This window comes from Romboutsia sp. BSD2780061687b_171204_C1, assembly GCF_015560225.1.
GTDB classification, from domain to species: domain Bacteria; phylum Bacillota; class Clostridia; order Peptostreptococcales; family Peptostreptococcaceae; genus Romboutsia_C; species Romboutsia_C hominis.
The window spans coordinates 459,263-481,160 of record NZ_JADMRK010000001.1; the positions used below are offsets into that span (position 1 = coordinate 459,263).

Below are 21,898 nucleotides of genomic sequence, written 5' to 3' on the forward strand. Positions count from 1 at the left end.
TGTATTCGAAAAAGTATCTTAATTTTTAAGATACTTTTTTTGTGCAGATAAACTAGTTAAATTTTAAAAATAGGTAAAATAATTATGTACCATAATTTAATATTATTGGTGTTTTGATTTAAATAAAATTATAGAAAATTAATCTATTGATAGTACAATATAATTAAAGATAAAAGCTGGTAAAATTATTAAATTTAGGGGGAGATTCATGAACAAAAAAAGAAATATTGTCTTAAGTATATGTTTTTTATTGGGAATAGTAGGAATTGTTATGGTATATATGAAGGGTAATGATGGTAAGAAAATAAAAAGCTTAAAACAAGTGTATTTTGAAATGATAGAGGATGATATAAAAGGAGAAAAAATTACTTCAGATGAAGTGGTGAAAAATATTGAAAATACTAAGGTATGTTTACTTTTATCATAATATTATTAAAAAGTTAGCTAACATAGCCAAAAAGAAAAATAAACAGACTTGAAGAAGAAAATAAAGAACTTAAAGAGTAGATTAAAATTAATTATGATGATATATATAAACAGTTATAATATAATTATATCATAGAGATATATTTAAAAAAGGTATTGGAGAATAGTTAAAAATAATAGTTAAAGTTTAGCTATTGTTTTTTAGGAGATTAATTATGAAAAAAATATTAATGCTTTTTCTAAGAATGTTATCAGGCTTTTTATTATGTGCACTTTCTACTGTACTGTTAATAAAATCAAATTTGGGTTTGAGTCCATGGGATGTTTTTCATCAAGGTTTGTCTAATTTAGTTGGCCTTACAATCGGTCAGGCAAGTATAATTGTCGGTCTATTAATTGTAATTATAGTTAGTATATTAGGTATAAAAATAGGATTTGGAACATTGGCAAATATGATTATGATTGGATGTTTCATAGATTTAATAATCTATATAGATATAATTCCTACAAGTGCTAATTTATTTTACGGCGTACTACTTATGATAGGAAGTATGTTTGTTAATGCAATAGGAAGTTATTTATATATAGGGTGTGAAATGGGATGTGGTCCGAGAGATGGATTAATGGTAGTCTTAGTAAAACTTACATCAAAGCCTGTAAGTATAATAAGATTTTTTATAGAAGGTCTGGCTCTAATAACTGGATGGATATTAGGTGGGACTGTTGGACTAGGTACTTTATTAACTGTATTTGGGATAGGTTACTGTGTTCAAATGATGTATAAAGTATTTAATTTTGATGTTAAAAATTTAAATCATAAAGATATAAAACAGTGTTTTGCATTTGTTAAAGAATGCGTAACTGACAAGGAGGATATTAGTGAAGTTTAGAAAGTCAAAAACAAATGATGTAAAAAGTATAATGAAAATTATCAATCAAGCCCAAGAATTCTTTAAAAATAAAGGAATAGACCAATGGCAAAATGGTTATCCAAACGAAGATACAATTATTGGGGATATAAAAAATGTTGAAAGCTATGTACTAGAAAAAGATGGTGAGGTTGTTGCTACTTCAATGGTAACATTTAAAGGAGAGCCAACGTATGAATCTATCTATGATGGAAAGTGGCTAAGTAACAATAAATATGCAGCTATCCATAGAGTAGCTGTAAGTAATAACCACAAAGGGTTAGGTCTATCAACTGAGATTATTAAATGTGTAGAACAACTTTGTATAGATAGTGGTGTACATAGTATTAAAATTGATACACATGAAGAGAATATTCCTATGCAAAGGGTACTTAAGAAAAATGGATTTAAGTATTGCGGAATAATATATGTAGATGATTCAAGTAAAAGAATAGCTTTTGAAAAATTGTTGTAGTTTAATTTATTTGGTAATTAGGCAATTTCTTTAGTAGTTTCTAAATTTATGTTTAAATAATAATTTTATAAAATAAAGTAATTTAAAAAGTCGTACATGAAAATAAATATAATAAAGAAATCTAATTTAAAAGGACCATATAATGGTCCTTTTAATTATTGTATTTTTTAATATCTTATTTAAACATAGCATAAAATTTATAGTATTTATTATAGTAATAGAACTACTTTTTATATTATTTAAAATATTTTCCGTAAGGCGTAAAATGATTTAATTCTTCAATTACTTCATCTAAAGGATTCTCGATTTTTTCAATATCATCACCAATAAACTTTGATAAATAATTAAATAATAGTTCTCCATTTCCATCTATTGTAAAACTAGATAAATTTTCTCCATCTTCGCTTTCTAAAACAATAATTATTAATTTTCCAGTACTTATTTGATATTCATATGATAAGCAATCTATATCTTCAACATTTTCGTTAAAATGATTTATAGTTATTTGTATTTCTGATTTTTCATTTTCACTTAATAGTGATTGAATAAAATCTAAATCACTTATTTTATATATTATTGAATTGTCATTTAAGTCAATCGTAGAAAGATTTCCACTTAAATTTAAAAAATCTTCTTTAGTAATTTGTTGAGCTTTAAATTCATCTACTAAACATTTTGAAATGTCTTTTATTTTACATTTATTCCCTATATTCATCAATATTACCCCCTTATATTTTATTATATATAAGTATAGATTAAATATATAAATTTTAAAACTTATTAATGGTTTCTAAATATAATTTTAAGTAATAGTATTGTTTATGAAATCATCTATCTTAGTGTATACTTTTTTAACTCTATAAAAACTAATGAATAATGGTATAATACCTAATACAATCTTTATATAAGTATAATTTTATTAAAAAAATATAAAATACAAAGCTAAAGCTATCACATATACAAATTGAAAAATAGCCATAGTTGATATATATTTTTTAGTGCTTTCACTTTCATCTTTATTACTTAAAAATTTTAAAGCATATTTAATTCTAATCCATTCAGCTATTAAAGCTACTATAATTATTAATAAAGTAAAATAAGTATTTTTATTTAAAGATAACGGTATCGCAATAATTAGTATTATAGTTAATATACGAAATCTTCTTGAAAATTCTAAGTCTTCAATTTCTTCTAGAAGTGCTTTATTTGGTTTAAACTTCTTTTCTGATATATAATCCCCTAAAAACATAATTATAAAAATCATAAATATAAAAACCAATTTAAAATCAATAACATTATCCATAATATTCCCCCCCTAATTAACCAAATAATTGTTATATATTAAATGATAATTTACACCTATTATAATAACTAAAAAGAATGGCAATTTTGATATTTTTTTATACTCTGTATTGTTTTATATATTACTTTATCCCATTATGATCTTTTAACGCATATTCAATAACATTATTATTAAAACATATATCCTTGAATGAAAATAAAAAACCTATAATTAAACCAGCTATAATATCACTATCATTAAATATAGGTAAAATAAAAATTATTATTAAAAATAATATATTTGCAATTATTCCTAATCTACGTTTCTTTTTTTCACTTAAATTATTTATTCTTATTTGTACTCCTTTAAATAATTGTGGTTTGATATGATTTAACTTATAAAATAAAAAACTAAATAATAGTGTTGATAAATATGCCCATATTACAAAAATTATAAATGACATTATGTTTTCCCCCTAATACATTTACTTTCATATAAAATTCTAATATATTCTATATATAATTATACATTATAAATTAGTAATTTAGAATTACAAAGGAAAAACCGTATCACAAGAAGTGATACGGTTTTTATTATATATATTTGAAATAAATATACAATTATTTTAAATACATTATTTTTATATATTCTAATATCTTATACATTATTTTTTATAAATATGTTTATAGTAGATTCATAAAAGTCGTTATAACTGCGGAGTTTATAAATTCTATAAATAATGCTCCAACTAGTGGTAATATGAAAAATGCATTAGGTGCTGGACCATATTTAGAAGTTACAGATTCCATATTTGCTATTCCATTTGGTGTAGCTCCAAGACCAAATCCACAATGTCCTGCTGCAAGCACTGCTGCTGTGTAATCTTTTCCCATAACGTTAAATGTAACAAAGTAGGCAAATAGTATCATTAATAATGTCTGTAAAGTTAGTAGTATTAGTATAGGTATAGCTAGGTCTACAAGCTCCCATAATTTTAAGCTACACATAGCCATTGATAAAAATAATGATAAACATATTGAACCTATACATTCTAATTCATTGCTTGATACATTATGTATCCCTTTTGCATCTGAAATATTTCTCATAATAGCTGCTACAATCATAGAACCTATATAAGATGGCATTGTTATACCTATATATGAAAATAAGCCTGATACTATAGTCCCAAGTCCCATAGCTATTATTATTTGTATAATTGAGCTTGTCAATTTACTTTCTGAAAGTTTTCCTATAGATATTTCATTGTATGATACTTCTTCATTTACGTTTGTTGATACTAATTCTTCTTTTACTTCTATTTCCTCTGGTTGAAGATTATGTTTTTTAACTAATCTATTTGCAAGAGGACCACCTATAATACTTCCTGATACTAATCCAAATGTAGCACAGGCCATAGCTATACTAAGAGCACCTTTAAGTCCATTTGCTTCAAGAAGAGGACCAAATGCACCAGAAGCTCCATGACCACCTGTCATAGAAACAGAACTTGAAACAAGTCCTAATAGTGGGTCTACACCTATTAACTTAGCAGAGAAAACACCAACTATATTTTGAGCTAATATCAATAATACTGATATAATTAAAAACTTAATTACTTGTGTTCCACCTTTTTTTAAGACTTTCATACTTGCAGTGAATCCAACCGTTGTAAAGAAGGCTGTCATTAATATATTTTGTAGCGTTGTATCAAATACTATAGTAATTATTCCTGTTTGCCTTAATATAAAGGCTATTACTGCAAAAGAAAATCCTCCTACAACTGGTGATGGTATACAGTATTTATTTAATATAGAGATTTTACTTTTTATAAAAGACCCTATTAAAAGTACAGCAGTAGTAAATGCAATACTTTGAATTATATCTAAATTTAGGGTCATCATTTTTAATTCATTTGAAAATTGAAACATAAGTTTACCCTCCTTAATATAAATTTAAATTTTAAACATTATAATGAATAATTTAAAAACTTAAATTCTTATGATTTTATTTTCTGATAATTGAGAGTAGAAGATGTTGAAATTCATGGAACTTATTTTATATATTACAATAAAAAATTGATAAAGTCAACTTAACTGATACCTTAAGAGATTTTATAGATAAATTATAAAGTGTTTAGTGAATTAGATTTGTTAAGGGAAATAGTTGAATATAAATAATCGTTAATATACTATATAGTAGATAACATCTTTAAAGAGGGGAGAAAATATGAAGCTAGAAGTGAAGGATCTAAGAAAAAGTTTTTCAGAAAATGAAGTATTACATGGAATATCCTTTTCAGTTGAAAGTGGAAAGGCACTTGGACTATTAGGGAGAAATGGTGCAGGAAAAACTACAACAATTCGTATATTAATGGACGTTTTCAAGGCTAATTCAGGAGAGGTATTAATAGATGGAAAGAAGTTTAACCCAAGAGATTACCAGATAGGGTACCTACCAGAAGAAAGAGGATTATATCCTAAAAAGAAAGTTACAGAACAGATAGTTTACTTAGCTCAGTTAAGAGGTGCAGATGCTAAGAGAGCAAAAGAAAGTACAAAGATATGGCTTGAAAAATTAGGTATAGAAGAATATGCAAATAGAACATTAGAGAGTTTATCAAAAGGAAATCAGCAAAAGGTTCAATTAGCACAAACATTAGTATGTGATCCAGAAATAGTTATACTTGATGAACCATTTAGTGGATTAGATCCAGTTAATTCACAGATACTTAAAGATACTGTGAGAGAATTAATAAATCAAGATAAACTAGTAATATTTTCTAGCCACCAAATGAGCTATGTTGAAGAGTTTTGTGAAGAAATAGCTATTTTAAATAAAGGTGAGATTGTGCTGAGTGGAAATCTTAAAGAAATAAAAAAAGAATTTGGTAACAATAGATTAATACTAAGTGCAGAGAATTTTACATTAAATGATTTAGAATCTATATGTAAAGATAAGTTTAAGGAATTAGTAACGGTAGATGAAGTTAAAAAGGATTATTTAATATTAGTGCTAAATGAAAATACAACGAAAAACCAACTTTTAGAAAGTATATTAAAAGAAAATATAGATATAGAGAAGTTTTCTGTATATGAACCAGACTTAACAGATATATTTGTAAAGAAAGTAGGTGAAGAATAATGAAACAATTTTTCACAGTACTAAAATTTGAACTTGGAAACTACTTTCATAAAAAATCTTTTATAATAAGTACTATAATAATTTCATTAGTAATGATAATTGGATTATCCCTGCCTAACTTTATAGATATGTCATCTATATTGCCAATAGGAAATAAAGGTGAAGCTAAAGTAGAGGATCTTATAGAAGAAGATAAAACTAATTTTGCAATATATGATGAAAATAATATTATTCCTAATAAAGGAGAGCTAAAGACTTATTTTCCAAATTCATATTGGAAAGTGGTAAAAAATAAAGATGAATTAGATAAGTTAGTTGAAAATAAAGATGTAGAAGCAGGTTTTAATGTTAAAAATCCAACTGAGTATGATTATGTTGTTCAAAATACTAAGTTTAATGATGAGAATAAGTATATATTTGATGAACTTTTACAAAAAGAGTATAGAAAAAATAAAATTACTAGCGAAGGAATAGATTTTAATAAGGTAGATGCAATTTATAATACCCAAATAGCATCTAATGTTGAAATACTAGGCAAAGATAGTGCAAATAATTATTTTTATGCTTATATACTAATCTTCGTTATATATATGATGATTTTAATGTATGGTCAATTAATTGCCATGGGAATAACGGCAGAAAAAAGTAATAGAGCAATAGAGGTATTAGTTACAAGTACAAATACAAATAATTTAATATTTGGTAAAGTTATTGCAGGTGCAATAGCAAGTATATTACAAGTTGGAGTAATAATGTCATCAGTACTTATTGCATATAAGGTAAATAGTAAAGCGTGGAATGGTATATTAGATAATTTATTTAAAATTCCTCCAGAATTAATAGCTACATTTGCTATATTTGGTATATTAGGTTACCTATTCTATTCATTCATATTTGGTGCATTGGGAGCTTTAGTATCAAAAACAGAAGACATAGGGTCAAGTGTTGGACCTATAATGATGATATTTATTGTAGTATTTATGATTAGTATATTTGGATTAACTAATGGAGATAGTACACTAATAAAGGTTTGTTCATACATACCATTTGCATCTCCAATGACAATGATAGTAAGAGTTGCAACAGGAGCTGTTACATCAGTAGAATTTATAATATCTGCATTAATATTAATAGTATCAACAGTATTAGCAGGAATAGGTGGTGCTAAGATATACAGAATGGCTACTTTAATGTATGGAAATCCAATAAAACTTAAAAATGCCCTAAAGTGGCTTAAAAGTGAAAAGTAAATATTAAAATATGAGAAACTAGGCTTTAAGCCTAGTTTTTCTTTATAAGATTTTGATAAATATAATTTTATGTAATAGTATTGTTTATAAAATCATCTGCTTTAGTGGACATATTATTAAGTTTTAGTTTTGACATAATTAAATTAACAATTGTTATATATTGCAAAAAAAGATTGAAAGGGGAAATTATTGTGAGAGATTGTATTGAATGTAATCATAAGTTTACATTTTATGATAGATTAAAATGTTTTTTTAGCTTAGAAGGACATTTGAAATGTTCAAAATGTAACTCAATTTATAAATCTAAAGCAAATGTATATAGGGGAATATACATTTTTATTATTACTATGTCAAATATATTTGTATTTAATAATATCATTATTTTAAATGATTTTATGCTAAAATTTAAACTGCAAATATTAATATTATTTATAACTATTCCTTTGTTTGATTTATTACCTCATAGGTTACATAGATACGAAAAGATTAATTAGAAATTGGTATATATTATGAATTATATAATAGGCTATACAGTATTATGCAAGGGGGAAAAATGAATTCGAAGAAAAACAAGATAATCCTAATATTAGGTTTGATAATAATTATTATGTTTATTGTTATAAAAGTATTTGTAAAAAGTAATGAAGAGTTTGGTGGAGCAGTAATAAGTGGAAGTATTGGTGCACTTAACCTTGATAAAAATGAAAACATCTCAAAAGAAGATGAAGAATATATCATTAGGGTTTGTTTCACAAAACGAAAAAATGGTATAGATATAAACTCAGAAAATGCTAGAAAATTAGGAAAACCAACAAATACTATGTCCTTAGTTTTATATAATAAAATTGAGGGAGTATCAAGTAGAGTCCATCGTTATAATTTATGGATAGGTAATAAAATAGGATATATTCAAAATATTAAAGATAATAAAGTTTATATATTGAGTAGTGATGAAAATAAATTCTTTATAGATCAATACTTGAAATTTCATAGTATTGAAGAAGTAAAAAGTATGATATCAAATGAGTTCTGATTTAGATTATAATTTTGTTATATTACGAATTAAGAAATCTAGAAGTTTAAATAATTAGTAATTCATAATATAGCATTTTTATTTAAATACTTATTTCCTAGCATGGGAGCGATAGGAATTGGATATCTTTTAGGTAAAACATTTCTTATTTTTAAGAGTAAGATAAGTTTTAATAAATAATATATTTATATATAAGTAGAAAAATAGGAGGGGTATAATGTGAATTACTTTGAACATTCATATTATCTAGGTATATTAATGATAATTGCAGGCTTGATTATGAGATATGGTGCGGGGGAAAGACCTAATTCATCAGGTTATAAAACATGGACTTCTTGTAAAAATGGTACTAAAAGGAAAAGAAAAAATCATGTTAAGTTTATATAGTTAAATTATAATTAAATATATATTTTGAAGGTGTGAAAGTATGGAAATATGGGATGTTTATGATAAAGATAGAATTAAAACTGGTGAAACAATGGTAAGATGTAGCTAATTTGCGGCTGAAAGATTGTATGGATATTCATTGTAAAAATGTGAATAAAAAAGTAGGAGTATATAAGTAGGTATACAATTACTTTTTTGTTATTAAAACATAGCCAAATAAAAAAACTCTTAGTCAAAACTAAGAGTTTTTAAAGTGGCGGGAATAACAGGGCTCGAACCTGTGACCCATTGATTAACAGTCAATTGCTCTACCAACTGAGCCATACTCCCGTATATTTTGGATAGGTAGAAAATTTTTACCTGTCCGTTACAGTTATTATTTTAACCAGTTTATTAAATTTTATTAATATTTTTTTAAAATTATTTAACTATTATAAAATATTTATAAATAGCTGTGATATACAAAAGAGAATTATGTTAATTAAACTTTGGTGACCCTTTATATAATATAATTGATAAAATATTTAAATATCCAAATAAAAAACTCTTAGCCAAAACTAAGAGTTTTTAAAGTGGCGGGAATAACAGGGCTCGAACCTGTGACCCATTGATTAACAGTCAATTGCTCTACCAACTGAGCCATACTCCCAAATATTTTAGATAGGGTAGAAAATCTTCACTTGTTCGTTACAGTTATTATTTTAACCAGTTTATTAAATTTTATTAATAGTTTATTAAAAATTATTTATATAAGAATTTAAATAACTTAAAATAAAAATACAAAAGTGGAAAAAGTTGAAACAACAATAAAAGTAGCTATACCACAGTAACTAAAATTAATTTAGCTATGGTGGTATAGCTATATGATAAATTTAATTCTATATAGTTTAAACCTTATATAATATAACTCTTTTAATGTTGAATTATTCATAAAGCTTTTTATCTTTTTTATATTTCTTTACTAAGTTAAAGTATTTTATAGTTTGTATTCCTAAAAATAGAGTAATTAAAATTAATCCCCATAATAGAGTATTTAATAATAAATGATTAGAAGCTTTGTATTTACTTACAAAAGTAATTATTGCAAGAAGTATAGTTGTAAATAAATACATATTTCGTATTGGAGTAAGATATTTTATTAAATCATCATTACTTGTGTGTAGGTTAAAATCCATTCCATCATTTTGCTTTTCTAATATTAGTAATTCTTTGTTAAAACTTCCTGGGGAAGTTGAAATTTTACCACCATTACTCCATGGTCTAAATTTCATTTTTCCAAATGACCAATTTATATTTATATTCTTTATAAAACTCTTATACCCAATATCATCTTCTAAAAAATTCTTATATTTTTTTATTTCAGAGTTTGATTTATCAGCAACAAATTCAACACAGTATATATATTCTGATGGATTGCATTTTTCAAACTCATAGGTTAATTTTCCTACCTTAACAAGTCTATATCCATGTTTAGCCATTTGGTTTAACCATTTTTCTTGCCCCTCTAAAAAATCAAAGAAATACTTAAACACTATTTTTTTCATATTTTATCATCCCCTACTATTTTTAAAGAGATATTAAGAACATCATTTAATCGTGCAATTTCATTTTCAACTACGATTTTACCTTTAGATGTTATTAAATACTCCTTTTTCCTACTATCATCTTTACTCTCGTATGGCTCTATCCATCCTTTTTTTAACAAAGTATTAATGGCTCCATAAAGAGTACCAGCCCCTAATGATAAACGACCACTTGTTTTTAATTCTATAAATTGCATAATACCATAGCCATGGTTAGGCTTGTATAGTGCCAATAGAATAAAAAGTGTAGTTTCTGTTAAAGCACCACCCTTTACATTATCTCTCATTTTATTTCTCCTTTATTACAGTAACCTTTATTACGTTTACTGTAATAAAATTATATCAGTAAACGTAATAATTAACAATAAAATTATATCTTTATTAAGGTTTACATTAATCTTATGTACATTATCATTTTAAAGATATAAGATAACAAGTTAAAGTCAATTATGTTGAAATATACAAATAGTTATAACATATAGTATAATTATGTATATTATTTGTTTACAATTATTATATAACACGAAATAAAAAATAATAGTAAGGGGGTATTTAAAATGATAAGTGAAGATACTAATGAATCTTGGTCTATTAGAACATCTAAGGATGAGTTATTAAACTTTATTATATTTACTGGGTGTATGTATAATTTAATTGATAATGAAAACTTTAATGAATCAAATACACCTTGGCCAACTAATCTATCAAATCTAGTTTTTGATGATTTACATATTGAAAAGCTAAAATCACAGTGGAAACTATGGTTTAATGGAGTTATAGAAGAAAGGTGTAATAATATTAACCATAATAGAATGAGTATACTTGTTAGTGAAATATATAATGTAAATAATTTTTTAGAGTTGGAATATATTGAGCTTAGGGAATGCTGTAAAAAAGCATATCCATATTTCATTGAGTGGTGGGATATGCAAGCTGGAGGTAAAAGTGCGATTTCTTACTATGAAATTATGGTAGAAAATAGATTTTGTGATTATATAGATGAATTAAGATGTGAATTAAATAGAAAAGTTAAGGGATTTAATCTTTATATAGATATAGTATATACGGGAGTACCAGATGTACTAGATGTAAATGATGAATATATTGTAATAACTCCAAATGGATATATGTATTTAACTAAGGATTGGTGGATGAGAAAATTAGCTAAATTAGCATAATAATTACTAAAAAATTTTAACATAATGAGAATTTAAATAAGATACATTTTAGGGGGATTATCAATGGATTTAGAAAAATGTCCTTTATGCGGATGTAATGAAATTGGAGAAGGTAGTTTTGTAGGTTATGGTGGATTAATTAATTCGAATAGTTTAATTCCTAAAACACAAGAAGTAGTAGCTAGTGTATGTACAGAATGTGGATATATAATAGCTATGAGAGTTTTAAAATCTAATAAATTTAAGAAGAAATAATAATATATAGGTTAAAAACTATCCATAAAAAATTAAATGTATGTTATTATAAACTTTATTATTAAATGAAGGGCTAAGAGATATGAATAAGATTTTAATGATAGAGAAAACTAAGAAGTTTGTAAAGAACAAACTATATGGTGAAGGAAGTGGGCACGATTGGTTTCACATAGAAAGGGTATATAACTTAGCTAAATATTTAGCAGAAAAAGAAATAGCAGAAAAAAGACATAAATTTATGGAAGAGTTTTTAAATGAGTTTTATGATGAATGGAGTTTTAGTGGACAAGGTGTTAAATAAAGGGGGGATAAAATGACTACATATTTTTTTACAATTCCATACGGGGCAATTGCAGTATTTGGGATATTGATAGCTGGAGTTGGCTTATTTTTATATAATAAAAATAAGCATAAAAAGTAAACTAATAGAGGATTTAAAATATTTTCATCCTTAGGGATTATCATTTAGGAAATATTTTAAATAATATAGATAAATGGGAATTTACATAAGAAAGTGAGTTAGACAGTGATAAAATTTTTAGAACAAATAAGAATTCCTAAGAATGATTTGACGGCTTCAAAAAAGATAATAAATTCAATCATAATTTTTTTCTTGGAATTGGACTTGGAACTTTTTCAAAGTGGCTAGATACTTTAGCTATAGATGATGGTATTTGGTGGCAACATATTTTAGGTATACTAGATTTAGGAAATGTATTCTCTTTACTTGGAGTGTGGATTTTACTTGCAGTATGTATATCTATTTTTAGTAATACACCTTTACGAGCAGGCATTAATGTATTTTTATTCTTTTTAGGTATGTGTGTTAGCTATCATATATATAGTATTATTTTTGCAGGATTTAATCCTATGAATTACATGATGATATGGTATGCAGTAACAATTATTTCTCCGTTATTGGCATTTGTTTGTTGGTATGCTAAAGGAAATGGAATTGTACCATTTATTATTAAGGTATGTATAATTACAGTTATGATATTATGTTCTTTTAGTATAGGAATGTGGTATTTTGATTTTACAAGTATAATAAATACAGTGTTTTTTATAACTATATTAGTTGTTTTGTACGATACCCCAAAGGGATCTATATATAGTTTAATGACTTCTATAGTATTGGCATATTTAATCAGATTATTTATATAGTTAAAATAGCTAGATATTGGGTAATTCCCATATGTCTAGCTATTTTTATTGCTTATTTATCATGTAATTATTTAAGATAGTTAAAAAATAAAATATTAAAAAGCATGTGGAGATATAAATACTAAATCATTAACAAATTATTTCTTTTAGTGGACAGTTGTTTAACTATAAGTTCTGCTATAATTAAATTAACAATTGTTATATATTATAATAAAAGGTTGAAAGGGGAAAATATTGTGAGAAATTGTACTGAATGTAATCATAAGTTTACATTTTATGATAGATTAAAATATATTTTAAAAAGGGCAAAACAAAGTAAATGATGCTCAAAAATATGTTTTTTGTGGAGGAGATAGTATGAGAAAGTGTTTAAGATGTAATGAAACTATGGTTGAAGATTATATGTTGAAAACTGAAAATTTTACAGCTCAAGCTTCAGTGTTATTAGGAAAGGGAAGTGGAGTTTTTTCAGATACAAAAGGAAAAGTAAAGGCTACTGTTTGTCCAAATTGTGGTGAGATTTCAATATTTTTTGATAAGTTAGATAAAATTAAGTAGTTTATTTATTTAATATATTGTGAGCTTACAGGGTAGTAATCTAAATTTATTACTCTGTTTTTGTGTATCTGATTTAATATTATAGAAATACTTAAATTTTGTTGAATATTAAGTACTAGTTTGCTATCATTTGTGTTGATGATGATAATATTTTGTCATACTAAATATTTTAATTTAAAATTTTATTCATATTAAAAGGGGGATTTATTATGAAAAAGATTTTCGATAGCTTAATATTTAAGCTAGTACTAGCAGTTACTATTGGTCTTATAGTTGGATTTATATCTTCAGAGTCCGTAATGAACGTAATAGTTACTCTTAAATACGTTTTAGGTCAGGTTATATTCTTCTCAGTTCCATTAATAATCATTGGATTTATAGCTCCATCCATAGCTAAATTAAGACATAATGCTTCTCAATTATTAGGATTTGCAATTGGTTTTGCTTACATATCATCAGTGGGTGCAGCAGCATTTTCTGCAATATTTGGTTATATATTAATTCCAAAATTATCAATCGCTTCAACTACAGGGTCTTTACGTGAATTACCAGAACTTATCTTTCAATTAGACATACCTCAAGTAATGCCTGTTATGAGTGCTTTATTTTTATCTATAATAGTTGGTTTAGCTGTAACTTGGACTAAAGCTGATTTAGTTGAAAAATTTCTAAATGAGTTTCAAAATATAGTTTTAAGCTTGGTTAATAAAGTTGTAATACCTATATTACCTTTCTTTATAGCTACAACATTTGCTAGTTTAGCATATGAAGGTTCTATAACTAATCATCTTCCAGTATTCTTAAAGGTTATAGTTATTGTACTTATTGGTCACTTTATATGGATGTCAGTATTATACCTTATTGCAGGTATCATGTCAGGAAAAAATCCAATGGAAGTTATAAAATATTATGGTCCAGCTTATTTAACAGCTGTTGGAAGTATGTCTTCTGCTGCAACATTACCTGTAGCACTAGAATGTGCTAATAAGTCTAAAGTTTTAAGAAAAGATATATTAGATTTTTCTGTTCCGCTTTGTTCAAATATACATCTTTGTGGTTCTGTTTTAACTGAAGTATTCTTTGTAATGGTTGTATCTCAAATTCTTTATGGTCATCTTCCAAGTGTTGGGAATATGGTTTTATTTATATTATTACTTGGAGTATTTGCAATAGGTGCACCTGGTGTTCCTGGGGGAACAGTTATGGCATCTCTTGGCTTGATAACTAGTGTTCTTGGATTTAATGAAACTGGAACAGCTCTTATATTAACTATATTTGCTCTTCAAGATAGTTTTGGAACAGCTTGTAATGTTGTTGGAGATGGTGCGTTGACTCTTATGCTTACTGGGGTTGCTGATAAGAAGAATATAAAGAGTGATGATAAATCTTTTAATTTATAGTTAATTTAATTATTTTATAAATATAAACAAGCCTTACTAGATGTATTTTTGTATAAGGCTTGTTTTTTATATTAATTAAGGCTTATACAAAAATTATAAGTCTTAATTATTTATTATTAACTTAATTGTAATACAACTATAATATAACTATAAAATAGTTTATAAGAAACACATTTACACTTTGAAATTTAATTTAAGTGAGGTATATGATGATTGAAACTGATAGATGTATATTACGAGATTTTAAGGAACATGACTTAGAGTTATTTATGTCTTATAGAAATAATAAAAAATGGATGAAATATCAAAGCACGAAATCTTTAACAAAAGATGATTATAGAAAAGATTTGTTAGGTAATAAAGACATTAATAAAGGCATTAGACTTGCTATTAGTGACAGAATTACAGATACTCTTCTAGGTGATATTTATATTATAAAGAAAGCAAAAACTATTTCAATAGGATATACTATTAATCCTATATACTCTAGACAAGGATATATAAAGGAGTCTTTAAAAGCTATACTTCCAGTAATCAGAAAAAAATATCCGGAATGTGAAATAATAGCAATGACAAAAAAAGAAAATATTCCATCAAAAAATTTATTACTTAACTTAGGTTTTATATATGATGAATGGATAGATAAATTACAAAGTGAAGTTTATGTTTATACAAAAGGGGTAGAATGATATCTCTATTACATTATTTTAAGGTTCATTAGAAAGATAAAAAGTAGTATGTGAAGAATTTAAAGTAATATTTAAAATTTAAATTCTAATTTGCTAATTGGATTAATAATATTAATATATTGAAAATATAAAGGGAGCAAATAAATATGCTCCTATTTTTATATTAAATAATTAAAATAGATATTTTATTACACAATATATTTAAGTATATTAAATATAAAGAGGGCTAAAATTAGCCCTCTTTAATATTTATAAAATTTACTTATTAAGATTATTGTACTTATGCTCAACTAATTCATAAGAAACACATTCACACTTTGAAATTTCCTCTAAAGAATAACCATAATACTCACTAAATATATTATCATCTAAAAGTATTTCAGCAGCAAATTTATTAGCTTGTTTTTCTAGTTTATCCTTAGATTGAAGTGTATTTCTAGATATAAATAATATATTTTTATCTTCATGAAGTATAGCATGACCAAGTTCATGGGCTGCTACTAAGTTAACTTCCTCATCACAAAGACGACTAGAAATACAAATTACCTTTTGATTAAATTCTTTAGTATAATACCCTCTAAGATTTCCTTTAAGAGGATAACGAAAATATATTATATCTAAATAATCCATAAGTTCAAAAGGATTATTAGTTTTATATTTATAAGCTTTTTAGCTTCATATTTAGCATTCATAAAATCTCCCCAATAATATTAATTATTTTCCCCTTAGTTTTGACTCTTGCTTTTTCTTAGCTAAAGTAAGAACAACTTCCATTGATTGCAAGAAACTATCTAGTTCTTCATCAGTCATAGGCTCACCATCAAACATTAAACTACCATGAGCGCCAATCTTTTTAAGCATTTTATCCATTTCTAATTTAACATCAGCTATTCCTTCATCTGATAAGTAGTTTTTATCATCAGTTCTAGCAAACAAATAATCAGTAGAAACATTAAAATAATTTGCTAATTTATTTAAAGTTTCACCTTTTGGCTCTCTTATTCCATTTTCATATCTAGATAGAGTTACCTTAGTGGTATCTAATTCTTTAGCTAACTCTTCAAGAGTTAACCCTCTTTCTTTTCTTAAAGCTTTTAATCTCATAGATAAAGTTTCCATTTTTTCACCCACCTTAATTTAATTATAGCAGAAGTAGTCCAAATGTATAACAAAATTATCTAAAAATACAACTTGTTACCATATTTTTACCTTTTAGATAAAAACATGTTGATATTTTACCTAAAGGGTAATACTATTAAATTATCAAGGGAAGTTACCAAAGTTTAAATAAAAATAATCATAAAATATATAAAGGAGTAAATATGGGATATAAAAGAAACTTAAAGGGGTTAAGGGTAAGTAAAGGATTTACACAAAAGGAGATAGCTAAACTTATACATATGTCAAAAGTAACTTATGTAAAAAAAGAAAATGAGAAAAGCTCATTTACAGTTTATGAAGCATTAGATTTAGCTAAAATACTTGGAGTTAGTGTGGAAAGCATATTTTTAGGTAACAAATAAATTATCTAAATATGAAATAAATTTTAATTAAAAAATGGGGGATAAAATGTTTGATTTAAAGGTATTTAAAAGCAGTGAATATGGAGAAATAAGTGTAGTATTTGAAAATAACAAAGAATACTTTGAAGCAACTAAAGTAGCACAAATACTAGGATATACTAATCCTAGAAAAGCAATAAGAGATCATTGTGATAAAGATATGGGGACAATTTATAGGGCAAAAGTAATAATTGGAAAAAATAAAGATGGAAGTTTAAAAACTAAAAATATAAATAAAAAATTTATAGATGAAGCAAATTTATATAGGCTAGTATTAAAATCTAAACTACCTAGTGCAAAGAAATTTGAAAAGTGGGTAGTAGAAGAGATTTTACCAAGCATAAGAAGAAATGGGGGATATATGAGTGATGAAACAGTAGATGAAATACTTAAAAATCCAGAATTTCTATTAAAACTAGCTCAAAAATTAAAAGGTGAAAAAGAAAAGGTAAAAGCACTAAACAAAGCTATAAAAGACTTTGAACCATATATAAAAATAGGACAAGTAGTAGGGGAATGTGAAGATGCTATAAGTATAGGAGCATTTGCTAAAATGCTAAATTCACTAGGAATAGATATTGGAAGAAATAGACTTTTTTATTGGTTTAGAGTAAATGGATATATTATGAATCAGGGAAATGAAAATCAACCAAAGCAAAAGTATGTAGAACAAGGACTATTTAAAACTCGTCAGTATGTAGTAAATACAAATAATGGTCAAAAGATAAAAGTAACTACTTATATAACAGGGAAAGGTCAAAAATATTTTATAAAAATTATAGGGGAGGAATTTGGATATGAGAAAAATTACAGATTTCATTAAGAAAAAAGAAAAAGAGGTAAACCTACCATTTGGAAGTGATGAGTGTGGTAAGTTTTTAAAAGAAACATATAAAGATACTTTAAATGAAGTAGTGGTGCTAGATGATGGTCTATATGAAAAAATAGAACATTACAATAGCATAGTAGATAATATAAACAAGCTTGAAAAAGAAAAAAAGACAATAGAACATATTATTCAAAGTGAAATGAGAGAGTACGAAACAGCATTTTGTAAAGATAGAAAAATAACTTGGAAAAAAGTAATTAAAAATAGTATAGACACTAAAAAATTAAAAATTGATTATCCAGAAATAATTAAAAATTATACAAAAACAAGTACATCTAGAACTTTTAGAATGAAGTAGGTGAGACTTTGGCAATATTTAGAAAGATACATACACAGTTTTGGAGAGACGATAAAGTATTAGAAGAATATACTCCAGAATGTAAAATATTTATGGTCTATATTCTTAGCAATCAAAATACTACTCAAATAGGAATATATAAAATAACTAAAAAACAGATAGCCTTTGAACTAGGCTATTCTGTTGAAACTATAAATACTTTAATGGACATATTTATAAATAAGTACAAAACTATAAAATATAATGAAGAAACTAGAGAATTGGCCATTAAACATTGGGGAAAGTACAACCTAGATAGAACTGGAAAGCCAATGATGGATTGTATAAATAAAGAGCTAAAAGAAGTAAAAGATAAATCACTTATAAAATATGTAAGTGAGAGTATACCTAAAAAAGAAATAAAAGATTTGTTTGATATGTATAGTAATGACGACTCGTACTACCATACGTATAACGAGTCGTATGAAAATATAAGACAAGAAAAAGAAGAAGAAAAAGATAAAGAAGAATATAAAGAAGAAGAAGTAAATGATGTAGGTAGGTATGCTAAATTATATGAAGAAAATGTAGGGATTATAAATCAATTAGTTAGTGAGTGGCTAATTTATATAAGTGAAAATATAGATATAGGATTATTTAAAAGAGCTATAGAAGTAGCTACTGATAGAGGAAATGTTAATAAAGGATATATAAATGGCATTATAAATCAGTGGATAACTAATAATATAAGAAGCTTAAGAGATTTAAATGCTTATGAAGTAAGTTCTAAAAACAAAGGGGATAGGAAAAATGGAAAGAGTAGATACATTAAAGAACTTGAAGACGAGTCAATATATCAAAAGCCAAGTAAGGAACAAATCAGAGAAATACAAAGACTCCTACAATGAGTATAGATGTGTTAAGTGTAGAGATTTAAAATTTATAATAGAAGATAATACTGCTATACCTTGTGAATGTAGGGCTTTAAGAGAGTGTGAAGATATATTAAAAAATAGTGGCATAAGTGATGAATTTAGAAAAAAGACTTTTAAAAACTTTAATTATGCTTATGATGTTCAGACAATAGATGCTTATTCCAAGGCTTTAAGCTATAAAAAGAATTTTAAAGAGATAGAAAAGACTAGACAAAACTCTATAATATTTATGGGGCAAGTAGGAAGTGGAAAGACTCATTTATCTTTAGCTATTAGCAATGATTTGATGGATAGTGGGGTAGGGGTTTTGTATATGCCCTATAGGGATGTTATTATATCTCTTAAGCAAAATATTATGGATGAGGAGTATTATAGAAAAGCTATTGGTAGGTATAAAAGGGCTAGGGTACTACTTATTGATGATTTGTTTAAGGGTGGGATTAGCAAAAGTGATATAAATATTGTATTTGAGATTATTAATTTTAGATATTTTAATAATTTGCCAATGATTGTTAGTACGGAAAAGAGTTTTGATGAGCTTATTGAAATTGATGAGGCTATTGGTAGTAGGATTATTGAGATGAGTAAGGACTATTTGGTGAGTGTTAAGGGGAAGAGGTTAAATTATAGGATATATGGATAAGGAGGAACGATTCGTTCCTCTTTGTTTATGTGAAAATATGGTTATTTACTTATGTTGGAGTTTTTATTGTTATATAAATAATTAGTATTTATATAGGATTAGTATAAGATGTATTTAAACTGTGGACAGGGATTCGACTTAACTCGTCTCCAATATTGAAATCCACGAAAAAATCATACTATAATAGTATGACTTTTTTTATATACTAAGGTATTATAAAAATTGAAATTATGGATAAGTAGTGAATAATAAATAGTATAAATATTATGACAAAAATAAAAGAAACAATAACGATAAAAGAAATATTAAGAGATAACTATGATAGATTTAAAAAGAAATGGGGGATAGAGTTCCAAAGAACATAAGGAGTCATATAGATGATACATTTAGAAAAGCCTTAAGTTGTGGTGATATTAGTAAAGGATTTAAAGAATATATGTGTTTTAAATATGGCGTTAGCCACTCAAGGTCACTTTTAAGGGATTTTTTTATAAAAAGGAGCACTTACCTCTACTTTTTATAGTTCATATAATAGCATAAAAAACATTCAAAATTGACTTTATTTTAAATAAAACCTTTCTCCTTTAGAGTATATCTTAGATAATTTACAGTGAATTTTTACAAAAAAGTGCAAAAATGTAGTAAATTTATTTACGAATGAAATCGAATATGTTAAATTTGTAATTGGCAGTAATAAACAAAAAAGGAGGGCTTAGTATGAGTGAAATTGCAGTATTTTTAGAACTATTAGATGAAAAGATGCTAGATAGAATTTTAATAGAATTTTTCTCGGACAATAATCCTAAGCAGCATGTAAACGTTAAAAAGATAAAGTTGCAAAAATTATTGAGAGAACCAACATCAAAGAAGATGAAGAAAATATATAAGAACAAAGGAGAGTCCTGTGTACAAGTAATAATAAGAGAATTAGCAGATAAAGATTTACTAAACTGTGATATTGAAACATTTATAAAGGAAATTACATCTAGTAAAAAAGATGCATTGTCTAATTTAGAATTATTCTGCACAGCATATGTAAATTTCCCAGATATTATTAAAGAAAATTTGCACAATATATCTTCTAATTGTAAAGAAAACGTATTCTTATTTAAAGGAGTTGATGCTTTTAATATATCATTGGATTATCTAGATTCATTAGAACTAAGCAATTTAAAGAAAGATATTCAATTATTAAAAATTGAAATAGAAAAGATTAAATCAGAGGCAGAAACAACTAAAAATGAGAATAATAAATTAAATATTTTAAAAACCGAACTTACTAATGAGAATAAGAAGTTTAAGAAAGATATTAAAAAGTATGAGCAGGATGTTTTAAATATGAACGAAGAAAATATTAATTTACAAAATAGGATTAAAGAAAAAGAAGATATAATACTTGAAAAAGAAAAAATCCATAAAGATCTAGTAGAGAAAAATAAACAATTAGAAAAAGAGAAGGCAGAAATCATATCAAAGTATAAAGAAATGGAAAGTAGAGAGTTTCTAGAGTTAAATGATAATAATTTACATACAGAGTATAGTTCTTGTTTAATATATACAACTTCTGTATTAGCAACAAGAAGCTTATTTAGAAATATATTATTTAAAAGTTATAACGAGTATATCAAAGATAGTGATAATTTTATTAAAACATTAAAAAAACTAAATATAAAAGATGTTTATATAATGAGTAATATAAGTATGAGAGAACTAGGAACACTTAAAAGAAAAATAAAAAAAGAAGGTATGAACTATAAAACACTTTTATTCTCAAGTGAATTAGATATGGTTGAAGAATTACTACAAAATATAAAAAATAATGAAAATACAAACTTGATATATGCATAATTAAACAAAGGAGAA

General features: G+C 25.5%; 29 protein-coding genes and 2 tRNA genes. 20 read left to right on the forward strand and 11 right to left on the reverse strand.

The window, feature by feature from the left end:
• The first annotated feature begins 208 nt into the window (after window positions 1–208).
• The 3 genes from I2H23_RS02360 (at window position 209) to I2H23_RS02370 (ending at window position 1,809) form a co-directional block, all read left to right on the forward strand.
• On the forward strand, window positions 209–427 hold the full coding sequence (locus I2H23_RS02360) for a hypothetical protein (protein WP_195580970.1): 219 nt from the start codon (window positions 209–211) through the stop codon (window positions 425–427).
• 214 nt (window positions 428–641) lie between these two features.
• On the forward strand, window positions 642–1,316 hold the full coding sequence (locus I2H23_RS02365; RefSeq protein WP_092926496.1) for a YczE/YyaS/YitT family protein: 675 nt from the start codon (window positions 642–644) through the stop codon (window positions 1,314–1,316).
• Window positions 1,306–1,809, forward strand: a complete 504-nt coding sequence (locus I2H23_RS02370; protein ID WP_195580971.1) for a GNAT family N-acetyltransferase — start codon at window positions 1,306–1,308, stop codon at window positions 1,807–1,809. Before I2H23_RS02365 ends, I2H23_RS02370 begins: the two co-directional genes overlap by 11 nt.
• Before the next feature lie 235 nt (window positions 1,810–2,044).
• Here the strand turns inward: I2H23_RS02370 and I2H23_RS02375 are convergent, their stop codons facing one another.
• The 4 genes from I2H23_RS02375 to gltS form a co-directional block, all read right to left on the reverse strand.
• The gene (locus tag I2H23_RS02375; RefSeq protein ID WP_195580972.1) at window positions 2,045–2,524 is read right to left on the reverse strand and encodes a hypothetical protein; all 480 of its coding nucleotides are present in this window, start codon (window positions 2,522–2,524) and stop codon (window positions 2,045–2,047) included.
• A gap of 204 nt (window positions 2,525–2,728) precedes the next feature.
• Window positions 2,729–3,112 (reverse strand): hypothetical protein, encoded by a 384-nt coding sequence (locus I2H23_RS02380; RefSeq protein WP_195580973.1) that lies wholly within the window; start codon window positions 3,110–3,112, stop codon window positions 2,729–2,731.
• Between the two features lie 121 nt (window positions 3,113–3,233).
• Window positions 3,234–3,554, reverse strand: a complete 321-nt coding sequence (locus I2H23_RS02385; RefSeq protein WP_195580974.1) for a hypothetical protein — start codon at window positions 3,552–3,554, stop codon at window positions 3,234–3,236.
• A gap of 220 nt (window positions 3,555–3,774) precedes the next feature.
• Window positions 3,775–5,019 (reverse strand): sodium/glutamate symporter, encoded by a 1,245-nt coding sequence (gltS, locus tag I2H23_RS02390; RefSeq protein WP_330615385.1) that lies wholly within the window; start codon window positions 5,017–5,019, stop codon window positions 3,775–3,777.
• A gap of 298 nt (window positions 5,020–5,317) precedes the next feature.
• On the opposite strand from gltS, the gene I2H23_RS02395 reads away from it, so the two are divergent.
• The 4 genes from I2H23_RS02395 (at window position 5,318) to I2H23_RS02410 (ending at window position 8,902) form a co-directional block, all read left to right on the forward strand.
• Window positions 5,318–6,232 (forward strand): ABC transporter ATP-binding protein, encoded by a 915-nt coding sequence (locus tag I2H23_RS02395; RefSeq protein ID WP_195580975.1) that lies wholly within the window; start codon window positions 5,318–5,320, stop codon window positions 6,230–6,232.
• Window positions 6,232–7,482: an ABC transporter permease gene (locus I2H23_RS02400; RefSeq protein WP_195580976.1), complete on the forward strand. Its 1,251-nt coding sequence runs from the start codon at window positions 6,232–6,234 to the stop codon at window positions 7,480–7,482. Before I2H23_RS02395 ends, I2H23_RS02400 begins: the two co-directional genes overlap by 1 nt.
• Window positions 7,483–8,035: 553 nt before the next feature.
• Window positions 8,036–8,515, forward strand: a complete 480-nt coding sequence (locus I2H23_RS02405) for a hypothetical protein (RefSeq protein WP_195580977.1) — start codon at window positions 8,036–8,038, stop codon at window positions 8,513–8,515.
• Between the two features lie 219 nt (window positions 8,516–8,734).
• Window positions 8,735–8,902 carry a hypothetical protein gene (locus tag I2H23_RS02410; RefSeq protein WP_166505145.1) on the forward strand — a complete coding sequence of 56 codons (168 nt, stop codon included), beginning with the start codon at window positions 8,735–8,737 and terminating at the stop codon, window positions 8,900–8,902.
• Window positions 8,903–9,156: 254 nt separating this feature from the next.
• On the opposite strand, the gene I2H23_RS02415 is transcribed toward I2H23_RS02410, so the two are convergent.
• The 4 genes from I2H23_RS02415 to I2H23_RS02430 form a co-directional block, all read right to left on the reverse strand.
• Window positions 9,157–9,232, reverse strand: a tRNA-Asn gene (locus I2H23_RS02415).
• A 243-nt stretch (window positions 9,233–9,475) separates the two neighbouring features.
• Window positions 9,476–9,551 (reverse strand) — tRNA-Asn (locus I2H23_RS02420).
• A 274-nt stretch (window positions 9,552–9,825) separates the two neighbouring features.
• Window positions 9,826–10,446, reverse strand: a complete 621-nt coding sequence (locus I2H23_RS02425; protein WP_195236997.1) for a DUF2812 domain-containing protein — start codon at window positions 10,444–10,446, stop codon at window positions 9,826–9,828.
• Window positions 10,443–10,772, reverse strand: coding sequence for a PadR family transcriptional regulator (locus tag I2H23_RS02430; protein WP_166505147.1), 330 nt, complete (start codon window positions 10,770–10,772; stop codon window positions 10,443–10,445). Before I2H23_RS02430 ends, I2H23_RS02425 begins: the two co-directional genes overlap by 4 nt.
• Window positions 10,773–11,042: 270 nt before the next feature.
• Here I2H23_RS02430 and I2H23_RS02435 point away from each other — a divergent pair, with 270 nt between their 5' ends.
• The 3 genes from I2H23_RS02435 (at window position 11,043) to I2H23_RS15305 (ending at window position 12,219) form a co-directional block, all read left to right on the forward strand.
• Complete coding sequence (locus tag I2H23_RS02435) at window positions 11,043–11,663, forward strand: hypothetical protein (RefSeq protein WP_195580978.1); 621 nt, start codon at window positions 11,043–11,045, stop codon at window positions 11,661–11,663.
• A 63-nt stretch (window positions 11,664–11,726) separates the two neighbouring features.
• Window positions 11,727–11,918, forward strand: coding sequence for a transcription initiation factor TFIIIB (locus tag I2H23_RS02440; protein ID WP_195580979.1), 192 nt, complete (start codon window positions 11,727–11,729; stop codon window positions 11,916–11,918).
• Window positions 11,919–12,000: 82 nt separating this feature from the next.
• A complete protein-coding gene (locus tag I2H23_RS15305) occupies window positions 12,001–12,219 on the forward strand; it encodes a hypothetical protein (RefSeq protein WP_242871338.1) in 219 nt (72 codons plus the stop codon).
• A gap of 298 nt (window positions 12,220–12,517) precedes the next feature.
• Here I2H23_RS15305 and I2H23_RS02450 read toward each other — a convergent pair whose 3' ends face one another.
• The gene (locus I2H23_RS02450; RefSeq protein WP_195580980.1) at window positions 12,518–12,712 is read right to left on the reverse strand and encodes a hypothetical protein; all 195 of its coding nucleotides are present in this window, start codon (window positions 12,710–12,712) and stop codon (window positions 12,518–12,520) included.
• Window positions 12,713–12,788: 76 nt separating this feature from the next.
• On the opposite strand from I2H23_RS02450, the gene I2H23_RS02455 reads away from it, so the two are divergent.
• The 4 genes from I2H23_RS02455 to I2H23_RS02470 all read left to right on the forward strand — a co-directional run bounded on the left by I2H23_RS02455 (window position 12,789) and on the right by I2H23_RS02470 (window position 15,729).
• Window positions 12,789–13,082, forward strand: a complete 294-nt coding sequence (locus I2H23_RS02455) for a hypothetical protein (RefSeq protein WP_195580981.1) — start codon at window positions 12,789–12,791, stop codon at window positions 13,080–13,082.
• Window positions 13,083–13,439: 357 nt separating this feature from the next.
• The gene (locus I2H23_RS02460) at window positions 13,440–13,640 is read left to right on the forward strand and encodes a hypothetical protein (protein ID WP_166505150.1); all 201 of its coding nucleotides are present in this window, start codon (window positions 13,440–13,442) and stop codon (window positions 13,638–13,640) included.
• Window positions 13,641–13,849: 209 nt separating this feature from the next.
• Entirely contained in the window at window positions 13,850–15,040 is a 1,191-nt protein-coding gene (locus I2H23_RS02465; RefSeq protein WP_092926460.1) for a dicarboxylate/amino acid:cation symporter, read from the forward strand.
• A gap of 209 nt (window positions 15,041–15,249) precedes the next feature.
• Window positions 15,250–15,729 carry a GNAT family N-acetyltransferase gene (locus I2H23_RS02470; RefSeq protein WP_195580982.1) on the forward strand — a complete coding sequence of 160 codons (480 nt, stop codon included), beginning with the start codon at window positions 15,250–15,252 and terminating at the stop codon, window positions 15,727–15,729.
• Window positions 15,730–15,987: 258 nt separating this feature from the next.
• On the opposite strand, the gene I2H23_RS02475 is transcribed toward I2H23_RS02470, so the two are convergent.
• Both I2H23_RS02475 and I2H23_RS02480 read right to left on the reverse strand, forming a co-directional pair.
• Window positions 15,988–16,359, reverse strand: a complete 372-nt coding sequence (locus I2H23_RS02475; protein WP_195580983.1) for an ImmA/IrrE family metallo-endopeptidase — start codon at window positions 16,357–16,359, stop codon at window positions 15,988–15,990.
• 84 nt (window positions 16,360–16,443) lie between these two features.
• Window positions 16,444–16,848 carry a helix-turn-helix domain-containing protein gene (locus I2H23_RS02480; RefSeq protein ID WP_092926454.1) on the reverse strand — a complete coding sequence of 135 codons (405 nt, stop codon included), beginning with the start codon at window positions 16,846–16,848 and terminating at the stop codon, window positions 16,444–16,446.
• A 203-nt stretch (window positions 16,849–17,051) separates the two neighbouring features.
• Between I2H23_RS02480 and I2H23_RS02485 the strand changes: the two genes are divergently transcribed.
• The 6 genes from I2H23_RS02485 to I2H23_RS02510 all read left to right on the forward strand — a co-directional run bounded on the left by I2H23_RS02485 (window position 17,052) and on the right by I2H23_RS02510 (window position 21,883).
• Window positions 17,052–17,252 (forward strand): helix-turn-helix transcriptional regulator, encoded by a 201-nt coding sequence (locus tag I2H23_RS02485; protein WP_092926452.1) that lies wholly within the window; start codon window positions 17,052–17,054, stop codon window positions 17,250–17,252.
• Between the two features lie 46 nt (window positions 17,253–17,298).
• Entirely contained in the window at window positions 17,299–18,114 is an 816-nt protein-coding gene (locus tag I2H23_RS02490; protein ID WP_195580984.1) for a BRO family protein, read from the forward strand.
• Complete coding sequence (locus I2H23_RS02495) at window positions 18,089–18,478, forward strand: hypothetical protein (protein WP_195580985.1); 390 nt, start codon at window positions 18,089–18,091, stop codon at window positions 18,476–18,478. Before I2H23_RS02490 ends, I2H23_RS02495 begins: the two co-directional genes overlap by 26 nt.
• An 8-nt stretch (window positions 18,479–18,486) precedes the next feature.
• Window positions 18,487–19,365, forward strand: a complete 879-nt coding sequence (locus tag I2H23_RS02500) for a DnaD domain protein (protein WP_195580986.1) — start codon at window positions 18,487–18,489, stop codon at window positions 19,363–19,365.
• The gene (locus tag I2H23_RS02505; RefSeq protein ID WP_195580987.1) at window positions 19,268–20,035 is read left to right on the forward strand and encodes an ATP-binding protein; all 768 of its coding nucleotides are present in this window, start codon (window positions 19,268–19,270) and stop codon (window positions 20,033–20,035) included. Before I2H23_RS02500 ends, I2H23_RS02505 begins: the two co-directional genes overlap by 98 nt.
• Window positions 20,036–20,752: 717 nt before the next feature.
• Window positions 20,753–21,883, forward strand: a complete 1,131-nt coding sequence (locus I2H23_RS02510) for a hypothetical protein (RefSeq protein ID WP_195580988.1) — start codon at window positions 20,753–20,755, stop codon at window positions 21,881–21,883.
• The last annotated feature ends 15 nt before the right edge of the window (window positions 21,884–21,898 follow it).